This is a genomic window from Coprococcus eutactus, from assembly GCF_025149915.1.
Lineage (GTDB): Bacteria > Bacillota > Clostridia > Lachnospirales > Lachnospiraceae > Coprococcus > Coprococcus eutactus.
Genome location: NZ_CP102278.1, coordinates 2,482,735 through 2,492,482, shown reverse-complemented (window position 1 = coordinate 2,492,482; position 9,748 = coordinate 2,482,735). Strand labels below are relative to the sequence as shown.

Below are 9,748 nucleotides of genomic sequence, written 5' to 3'. Positions count from 1 at the left end.
GGAAATCTTAAAACCGGTTTAGAATATAGATTGTGACGGCACGGTTTCATTGATTGGCATATAGGATAAGGAGAGGCATAGTATGGGAGAGGCAGCTACAGGTAATAAGGGATATTATATAAAACCGAAAAAAGCATGGAGACTTCTCAGAACGGCGGATGATGAGAATGTAACATCGTATATCTATGGAGTCAGTGGTTCGGGAAAGACGACTCTTGTCAGCAGATATCTGGGAACACGTAAGTACATGCTGGTGGATGCTGGCGGTATCAGACCGGATGACCTTGTGATAGAAGTCAGCAATGCAAGAAAAATAATTGTCATAGATAATCTGCACGAGCTCTCATGGGGAGATGTGGATACAGTGAGGGAGCAGATCATAGAACTCATTAGAAGAGAAGACGTATGGGTTATACTCGTTGGCCGGTGTCCGGTTCCCCCGTGGCTTTCTGCTGTAAGATTTCAAGAAGGATTTTATGTGGTGGACAGCAAGCTGCTTATGTTCAGTCTGGAGGATATAAAGAAGTATGCTGAATACGCTGGATTTAGTATGAATGAGGCACAAGTGCAGAGATTGTACTATGAGACTACAGGACTTCCGCTGGCTGTGGAGATGTGCCACATCAAATACATGGAAATGGCATGTACAAGCAAGATGACAGATGATATGTATAATGATTTTTCGAGACGCGTTGAGGATGAGATGTGTAATTACCTTGAGTATCATGTGTATGATAACTGGGATGTGGAAATGCAGGAATTTCTCATGGAAATATCCGTGGTGGATGAGTTTACAACAAAACAGGCTGAGATGATAACTGGAAGAAGTGACAGTGAGCTTTTGATCGAGAGGGCAAAGTGGCTTGGAAACTTTATGACCAGCCGGGTTGATAAGGATGGCAATACACAGTATCAGCTGCAGTTTTACATGAGGGTATCTATGCGCAGACGTCTTAAGCGGAAGTACGAGAAGGAACGTATAAGAGGCCTGTATGAGAATGCCGGGCTGTTTTACAGACTTAACGGAGATATAAGGAAAGCTCTAGAGATGTATGAAAATGCAGGAGTTACAGAGCGAATAGTTTCAATACTTGTCGATAATGCCAGACATGCAGCGAACAGTGGTTATTACTATGACCTGAAAAAATATTATCTGGAGCTTCCGGATCATGTCATCGAGAAAAGTCCTGAGCTTATGTGTGGTATGAGCATGCTGCAGTCACTCCTTCTAAATCCTGATGAGAGTGAAAGATGGTATGACAGACTAAAATTATATGCAGATGAAAACCAAGGAAGTGCCAGGAAAAATGCAAAGGGACTTTTGCTGTATCTGGATATTGGTCTGCCGCACAGGGGAAGTGTTGATGTATTAAAGCTTTTGAAGTCAGCATACACCATGGTTTTTAATAAAGAAGTAAGAATACAGGAATGGTCGGTTACATCCAATCTGCCATCAATGATGAATGGTGGAAAAGATTTCTGTGAGTGGAGCAAGAGAGACAGAGAGTTGGCGTCTAAGGTTGGCAGGATTGTTGAGTTTGTACTTGGAAAATACGGAAAAGGTCTTGTAAATCTTGCTTTGGCGGAGAGCTTTCTTGAAAAGAGCGGAGATAATTACGAGGTGGCAACGCTTGCGGCAAAGGGCAGAATGCAGGCGGAAGCAGGAGGAAAAATTGAGCAGTGCTTTGTTGCTGATGGTATATTGGCATGGCTGCATTTGCAGAACGGAAAGCCACAGGAGGCTCTTGAGGTTTTGAATGGAATAGAGGAAAAGGCTGAAAAAGAGGAAGGACAAAATCTCCTTCCCAATATATATGCATTTGAGACCAGATGCAGCCTGTACAGAGGAGATAGAGCCTATGTTACAGAGTGGATGGAAAATGCTCCGGATGAAAATGTTGAATTCAGGATATATGACAGGTTTATCTATCTCACCAAAGTAAGAGTATACCTTCAAAGTGGACGGAATGAACAGGCATATTCGCTGCTGACAAAGTTGAGGTATTATGCTGAGATGATGTCCCGTACGTATATAGGGATAGAATGTGGTGTGCTGATGGCTGTAGCTTTGCAGCGATTGAAAAATGATGACTGGAAAATGGCAATGTGCCATGTTATTGATACTGCGATGGAATACAGCTTTACAAGGGTTATATCCAGGGAAGGTGCGGCAGTGAATACTCTTATAAATACCTGTGGATGGAAAGTCGAGAAAGATGGTGCTGACGACAAGGAGATAGCCACAAGAAGGGCATATTTCAGACAACTGCAGAAGGAGACTGAGAGTATGACGAGATACTACCCCGGATATATGAAAGCGGGAGTGGATGATGTTCAGCTCAGTGAGACTGCTACAGCCATACTTAAATTGCAGGCAGAGGGCTTGTCCAGGCAGAAGATAGCGGACAGACTCAGCATGTCGGAGGCGAATGTAAAGTATCATCTGAACCAGGTGTACAGGAAACTCGGGGTGACTGATAAGGCCGGGGCGGTCAGGGAGGCATCTAACAGGGGACTTATCTAGTGATTGTGAGATTTGTGTTCGGTGGTGATTTACTTGAATATACCTTATGTAAAAGTTGTATATGAATGTATATAATTAGGGTGGAAAAACTTAGATTGTTGTTGTATTATGTCTATAATTATGATTGCATGCGAATCAGTAACGTCAGATTAAGAAGAGGATAATTTCCGTATAGCATAAAAGTGTTGGTGAAGATGACGTTTGGAACTTAGAGAATGAGCGAGTACGGACGGATTCGTATTTGACAGGTATTCAAGGAGGAATTACGACGTGAATTTTTTGGAAGAGAGAATAACTAAGGATGGAATAGTAAAGGAGGGCAATGTTCTCAAGGTGGATAGTTTCCTGAACCACCAGATGGATATACGTCTGTTTGATCAGATCGGTGAGGAGTTCAAGAAGAGATTTGAGGGAACAGAGATCAACAAGATCCTTACTATAGAGGCATCCGGAATAGGCATTGCCTGTGTTGTTGCCAGACATTTTGATGTGCCTGTTGTATTTGCGAAGAAGTCAAAGAGCATCAACATAGAGGGCGATGTGTATGTGGCAGAGGTTGAGTCATTTACACACAAGTGCAAGAATCAGGTTATCGTGTCCAAGAAGTTCATCAATCCTGAGGACAAGATTCTTATCATAGATGATTTCCTTGCAAATGGATGTGCGCTTCAGGGACTTATCTCCATAGTGAAGTCGGCAGGTGCCAGCGTTGAAGGAATCGGAATAGCAGTTGAGAAAGGCTTCCAGACAGGCGGACAGGTCATCAGAAATCTCGGATATCATCTTGAGTCACTTGCGATAGTGGACAGCATGGACGCTGCTACGGGAGAGATCAAGTTCAGGGAGCAGTAGGATCGCTGCGGGATATTTGATGGTATATATAAGATTCATGAATAATATATAGGTAAGAGAGACTGAGAATTGACATGACTTGACAGATTCTCAGTTTTCTTTTTATATGAATGGCGGATATTTGCTGAGAGGTGGGGTATATGGGAAATAACAATTTAGAAGAAAAAAATGTTTCTATGCCTGAGAAAATTGGAGGCGTAATATTTGGCATATGGTTTGTTGCCAGTATTATAGCCGGATTTGTTGCAAGTGAGATCGGAACGGATGCTGTTATGCTTGTTGTGGGGCAGTTTTTTGCCGGGATAGTTCTTGTCATAATTCTAAAGACTCTTATTCCGATGATTAAGAAGCGAAAGCGGGGGAGCATCATCGGTATAGTGTTCATATCTGTGTTTGCCGGTGCTGCATCGGCGCTGATATGGGCGGCGTGTGCTGTGAAAGATGGCTCTTTTGCGGATAAGATAGTATTGCTCCCGGAACGGATATTGGGGAGAGAAAATTGCAATGTTGGAGCATTTTATGCAGAGATATTTGCCTGTGCATTCTTTGTGGTCAGTGCAATAACACTGCTCTCTGTGATATGTAAGAGAAAAGCGCTTGAGCGAAGATGTTCATTTACTGTGAAAGCTGTATGCCATGATGTACGTGCAGATATGAGACAGGATATGAGAGCCGGCAGAAGATATCCGGAGGCGGGAGTATTTGAATTTACATACAGGGATAAGCAGTATAAAGTGTATGAGCAGACATATGTATATGGACTGAATATAAGTAAAGGCGATGTGGTATATCTTTATATCAACCCAGAAAATCCGTACGAATTTTATCTGGAAAACAGTGGTATATTCAGCAGTCAGGCGATATGGTCAGCAGTTTTTTTGATGGTTATATCAGGTTTGATGGCCGCAGGCTGCAATTTGTTGATTTTTAGGTGAAAAAATAGCCAGGTGTATGTTCTCCAATTTGGAGAATATGCACCTGGCTGTTTCTACGTAATTTTATCTAAAACTCTTCAGCCAGTTCACAAGAGAGTCATGCCAGATGTTGTCGGTGACAGTTTTCTTCATCTGCGCATCAACAGGACCGTTGCCGGAAAGTTTTGCCAGGACAGCAGCCTGAAGCTCAGGAACTGTCATGGATTCCGGAGACTTGCTCCAGTCAACTGTGATGGTTTCTGGATCTGCAGGATCATCGGAGGCTGTAGCGTTTGGTGTGCTTTCTGATTCGGACTCCTTAGCTGTGGTTTCAGAGGCTGTATTTTCTGACGCTGTTTTTGCGGTTTCAGCTTTTGGAGCCGCAGCTTTAGTATCTTCAGCTTTGGTAGTTTCGGACTGTGTGTCCTCAACGACCATGTCTGTTGCTTTTTCTGTGTCCACGCTAGAGGCTTCTATATTCGTATTTATACTATCAGTATTTTCAACATTTACGCTCTGAGCCTTAACCGGCTTGACATTCAGGTCTGTTCCCTCAGGCACCCAGATCTCACCGCTGTTTGCTGGCTGGGTTATGTTGATATGTCCATCCTGGACAGATACCTTTTCGCCTGACAGGGCGCCGATGTACGCTGCACAGTTTCCTGCTGCAAGGTGCATTCCGGCTGGTGCATCGTCGTTGTTCACTGACACGATGACACGTGTTACGTCAAGATCCCTTGCGTATGCGAACTGTCTGTTGGTGAGCATCAGCTCAGCGTAGCTGCCATATGACAGCGCAGGAACAGCCTGACGTACCTTGCCTAGTGCGGCGATGAGTGCTGTGCAAGGGTTAGTTTTTACTGAATCCTTGTAATCTTCTATATTGAGAGCTGGTCTTAAGCTGTCGTCCGAGCCATATTCCTTGCGTCCCTCAATACCAAATTCTGAACCGTAGTATATGCTAGGCACACCCGGAAGAGTGTAGAGCAATACATGTACAGGTGCAAAATGTGCCTTGTTGGTAAGCTTTGTATAGATACGCTCCACATCATGGTTGTCTACGAAGTTGTAGAGCTTTAATGTTCCCATGTTCTGGAGACGTCTTACAGTGTGCGCGATTTCAAAATAGTTGTGGTCATTGTGGCCGCTGTACAGAGCCTTGTGAAGTGTGTAGTTGGTGACGCTGTGAAGAGTCTCGCCGTTTACCCAGCGGCTGTAGTCGCCGTGGATAACCTCACCCATGAGCCAGAAATCCGGCTTCACTTCATTTGCTGTGCGGCGTAGTGCTTTCATGAAATCAAAGTCAAGAACGTCTGCCGCGTCAAGTCTGATTCCGTCCACATCGAACTCACTCACCCAGAAACGAATCACATCGCATATATAGTTAACGACAGCAGGATTCTTCTGATTCAGCTTGACGAGAAGGTTATAGCCTCCCCAGTTGTCGTAAGAGAAACCGTCGTTGTACTCGTTGTTACCCCAGAAATTCACGTTGCAGTACCAGTCCTTGTACTGTGAATTCTCTCTGTTTGCCTGGATGTCCTTGAATGCGAAGAAGTCACGGCCTGTGTGGTTGAACACTCCGTCGAAGATGACCTTTATTCCCTGTTCATGGCAGTAAGCCACAAATGCTGTCAGGTCCTCATTTGTTCCGAGACGGGAGTCGAGCTTCTTGTAATCTGTAGTCTCGTAGCCGTGTCCGACTGACTCAAAGAGTGGTCCGATGTACAGTGCTGAACCGCCAATCTCCTTTATATGATCCACCCATGGAAGCAGGGTGTTTAAGCGGTGAACAGGCTCACCGTAGTCGTTCTGTTTAGGGGCTCCCGTAAGTCCCAGTGGATAAATGTGATAAAAAACTGCCTCATCATACCATGCCATAGTTATCCCTCCATATTTTAGGTGCTGTCAAATACAAAGCACCCGATATTATTTGATATACGCTGTGAGCTGCAAGTGTTATCAGAAGCTGCCCACAACGTTTATATTATACTAAAAAAATTAGAAAAATGCGACAAAAAGTCATGTATGTATTGCACGACAGAGCCACAGATGCAGGAAAAAGACTCCATTGGAGTAGTGACGCTGGCGTGCTGTCTGCTCGTCCATATATTTGCAAAGTCATACTGGAAGCAGCTCTCAGTTCTGTTCGGACTTGTGGTTGGATATATAGTAGCAGTGTGCATGGGTATGGTGGATTTCTCCGCACTCAGCGGAACATCAGTCATAGCGCTCCCTCACATCATGCCATTTAAGCCGGAGTTCAACTGAAACGCGATCATATCAGTAACTTTTCCCTAAGATCGTGCAGACGGTATTTGCTGAGAACTGTGTGGCTGTTGTATTCATAGTTGCCATCATTCTGAATCTTGTGCTTCCTAAGAACATGGATGCCCACGAGGCCCCAAAGACTGAGGATGCAGAGTAAAAACCTTTCATAAGGTGTAAGTGTTAATAACAGCGTTGTTCTGATATTATAATTTCAGAACGGCGCTGTTTTTGCTTTTTCAAAAATAGGTCAAAAGGGGTCAGGTACCTCCGTCCCCATTATAAGAAAATCGGCAAAAATCCCCCCAAATAAAAATAAAGAAAGGTGAACAATATGGATAGTTTATTAAAGATAGAATCACTGAAGAAATACTATGGCAAAAAGCCAAACCAGACTAAGGCTCTGGACGGCATATCATTTCAGGTCATGCCGGGGGAGTTCCTTGGCATCATGGGTAGCAGTGGATCGGGAAAGTCCACACTGCTGAACTGTATCGCAACGGTCATAAAGCCTGACAGCGGAACCATAGAGCTTCAGGGCAAAGAGATACAGGCGCTTAAAGGTGCGAAGCTTGCGCAGTACAGAGGCAGGGAGATAGGTTATCTGTTCCAGAATTTTGAACTTCTGGACAATCTAACAGGCAGAGAGAACATTATGGTTCCGTTGTCAATACACGGTGTATCCGAGGATGAGAGCAGAAACAGACTGGAAAAGCTTTCATCATATCTGGAGATAGATAACGTGCTTGACAAATTCCCATCGCAGATGTCTGGTGGTCAGAGACAGAGGGTTGCGGCCGCCAGAGCACTCATACTTAATCCGGGGATCATTCTTGCGGACGAGCCGACCGGAGCACTCGACTCAAGAAATGCAAAGGCACTCATGGAGAAACTGTTGGGACTGAACAGGGATGACAACACTACCATACTTATGGTGACCCACGACTCAAATGCGGCCAGCTTCTGCAAGAGGATACTCTTCATACAGGATGGCAGGATATTCCATGAGCTCAGAAGAGATATGGAGAGAGAGTCACAGCAGGAGTTTTATGAGAGGATACTCAAGCTGATGGCGCAGATGGGAGGAGGCAGCGCAAATGTTCTTTAAACTCGCAATGAGGAACAGCCGGAGAAGCAGGAAAGAGAATGGTCTGTTCTTCGCTTCGCTGGTCGTGTCCATAGTGGCATTTTATATCATATTGGCGCTGTCCCATCAGGATGTGATGATATTCCTGAGAAGTCTTGAAAGCGATGCGGTGAACAGTCTTCTTCAGATAGCGGCGGTGTTCTATGTATTTTCACTGGTCATGTTGTTCTTTCTTATATACTATGCAAGCAAATACCAGCTCGAACGACGGAGGCACGAACTTGGAATGTATATAATGATGGGGATGAGGAGATCAAAGCTTTTTGCCCTGCTGATTGCGGAGGATCTGGGCAGCAGCGTAGTGGCTCTGCTCATCGGACTTCCTATAGCGATCCTGATGTCTGAGGTGGTCAGCCTTCTCACAGCCAGACTGGTAGGTCTTGGCGTTATAGGTCATCACGTATCATTTTCACTGCAGGCAGTCATACTGACAACTGTTGGATTTGTAGCGATAAAGCTTGCAGCATTTCTCATACTGAGCGGTAAGCTTGCAAGAAAGCAGATAGGCGATCTCCTTGTAGATACACCGGAGACAGAGAAGAAACAGCTTCCGGCTCCTGTGTATGGTGTGAGTGCAGTCCTCGGTCTTGTTGCGCTGGTCATTGCATACTGTCAGGGAATAGGTGGCTATTCGTGGATCAGCGTAAAATATATGGCGGTCACCATAACACTGGGATTTGTTGGCATGTTCCTGCTGTTTTTCGGTCTCAGGCTCTTTGTTGATGCACTGGCCAGACGTGCAAATGGCTCAAAACCACTTGCTGTGTTCGGTTTCAGGCAGATACACGAAAATGTAGCAACAAAATCTGGAACGCTTGCAATAAGCTCGATACTCATACTCGGCGCTCTGTGCTGCTGCGGTGCGGGCGTTGGCATATGTATATCCAGACAGAATATGGATCATGTGCTCGATTATACATTTGCCTCATATGGGGGTGACGCTGAGACGGACAGCAGGAATATCCGCGCGAAACTGGAGGAAACCGGCGTGTTGGAGGATTTCTCGGACGTATTCGATATGAAGCTTGGTTATATAAAGATGGGTGAAAATGAGTCCCATGATGATGCTGTGAACGTGGGGAATGTCATATCCGCACTTGAAAAACTCAAGGTTTCAGAGGACAGGGACGTGCTTATAAATAACATGTCATACATGACATACCCTTACCTGATCCAGGAGAGTGCGTACAACAAGGTGCTTGAGACTGCGGGAAAGGAGCCTTTGGAGCTCGGAGAGAATGAACTGGCACTCTATACGGATTTCTTTACTGATTACCGCGGAGGTTTACTGAATGAGGTATTGGCAGAGCGTCCGGAGGTGGATGTAAGAGGAGATGAGTATCATCTGACCGGAGAGGTCCAGACCACGAAGATTGTGACAGATTCATCGATAACCCTGTCGTTCGGACTTATCGTGGACGATGATACATTTGCCAGACTGACAAATGACAATTACGAGTTATATGTAAATGCCGTTCTCAAAAAGGATATCGTGGACGATAAGGGCCTCATGAAAGCCATAATGGACGAAAATGAGAAACTTGACGGCATAGATTTTGAGAGTATAAACGCTGATTGCGAGAGTTATCTGCAGAACATAGGAAGAAATATGTTCTACACGGTGGCTGCAGGATATATAACGCTTTATTTGGCGGTGGTGTTCCTCATAATCGCAAATACCATAATCGGTGTTCAGTTCCTGATGGGACAGAGAAAGTCCGGCAGAAGGTACAGAACCCTTGTGAAGCTTGGCGCGACATACGAAATGCTCTGCAGCTCAGCAAACAGACAGGTGGGCTGGTATTTCGGAATCCCGGTTGCCGTGGCGGCGGTCAGCAGTATATTCGGTGTGCGTGCTCTGCTCACGGGAATCCTGTCAGAATCCATGCGAGGCAGTGTGAAACAGATACTTATCATAGCTGCGGTTATGATAATCCTGTTGTGTGTGGTAGAATATATCTATATGACAGCGGTGAAACGCTCAAGCAACAGATATCTCATGGCGATGATGACACCGGAAAGGGTTGAGTAAACGGTGAAGTG

General features: G+C 45.0%; 8 protein-coding genes. 7 read left to right on the top strand and 1 reads right to left on the bottom strand.

All coding sequences use genetic code 11. The features are described 5' to 3' along the window. Window positions 1-82: 82 nt before the first annotated feature. From NQ536_RS11080 to NQ536_RS11070, 3 genes are all read left to right on the top strand, one after another. Complete coding sequence (locus NQ536_RS11080) at window positions 83-2,524, top strand: LuxR C-terminal-related transcriptional regulator (protein ID WP_004849870.1); 2,442 nt, start codon at window positions 83-85, stop codon at window positions 2,522-2,524. A gap of 270 nt (window positions 2,525-2,794) precedes the next feature. Continuing rightward, entirely contained in the window at window positions 2,795-3,376 is a 582-nt protein-coding gene (locus NQ536_RS11075; RefSeq protein WP_004849872.1) for a xanthine phosphoribosyltransferase, read from the top strand. A 140-nt stretch (window positions 3,377-3,516) separates the two neighbouring features. Further along, on the top strand, window positions 3,517-4,311 hold the full coding sequence (locus tag NQ536_RS11070) for a hypothetical protein (RefSeq protein ID WP_004849874.1): 795 nt from the start codon (window positions 3,517-3,519) through the stop codon (window positions 4,309-4,311). 63 nt (window positions 4,312-4,374) lie between these two features. On the opposite strand, the gene NQ536_RS11065 is transcribed toward NQ536_RS11070, so the two are convergent. Then, window positions 4,375-6,171: an alpha-amylase family glycosyl hydrolase gene (locus tag NQ536_RS11065; RefSeq protein ID WP_004849876.1), complete on the bottom strand. Its 1,797-nt coding sequence runs from the start codon at window positions 6,169-6,171 to the stop codon at window positions 4,375-4,377. Between the two features lie 147 nt (window positions 6,172-6,318). Here NQ536_RS11065 and NQ536_RS11060 point away from each other — a divergent pair, with 147 nt between their 5' ends. The 4 genes from NQ536_RS11060 (at window position 6,319) to NQ536_RS11045 (ending at window position 9,737) form a co-directional block, all read left to right on the top strand. Then, window positions 6,319-6,561, top strand: a complete 243-nt coding sequence (locus NQ536_RS11060; RefSeq protein ID WP_015534066.1) for a solute carrier family 23 protein — start codon at window positions 6,319-6,321, stop codon at window positions 6,559-6,561. 34 nt (window positions 6,562-6,595) lie between these two features. Continuing rightward, entirely contained in the window at window positions 6,596-6,718 is a 123-nt protein-coding gene (locus NQ536_RS11055; RefSeq protein WP_004849879.1) for a hypothetical protein, read from the top strand. Window positions 6,719-6,892: 174 nt separating this feature from the next. Next, complete coding sequence (locus tag NQ536_RS11050) at window positions 6,893-7,666, top strand: ABC transporter ATP-binding protein (protein WP_004849881.1); 774 nt, start codon at window positions 6,893-6,895, stop codon at window positions 7,664-7,666. Next, window positions 7,656-9,737 (top strand): FtsX-like permease family protein, encoded by a 2,082-nt coding sequence (locus NQ536_RS11045; protein ID WP_004849884.1) that lies wholly within the window; start codon window positions 7,656-7,658, stop codon window positions 9,735-9,737. The genes NQ536_RS11050 and NQ536_RS11045 overlap by 11 nt, the downstream gene beginning before the upstream one ends. Window positions 9,738-9,748: the final 11 nt, after the last annotated feature.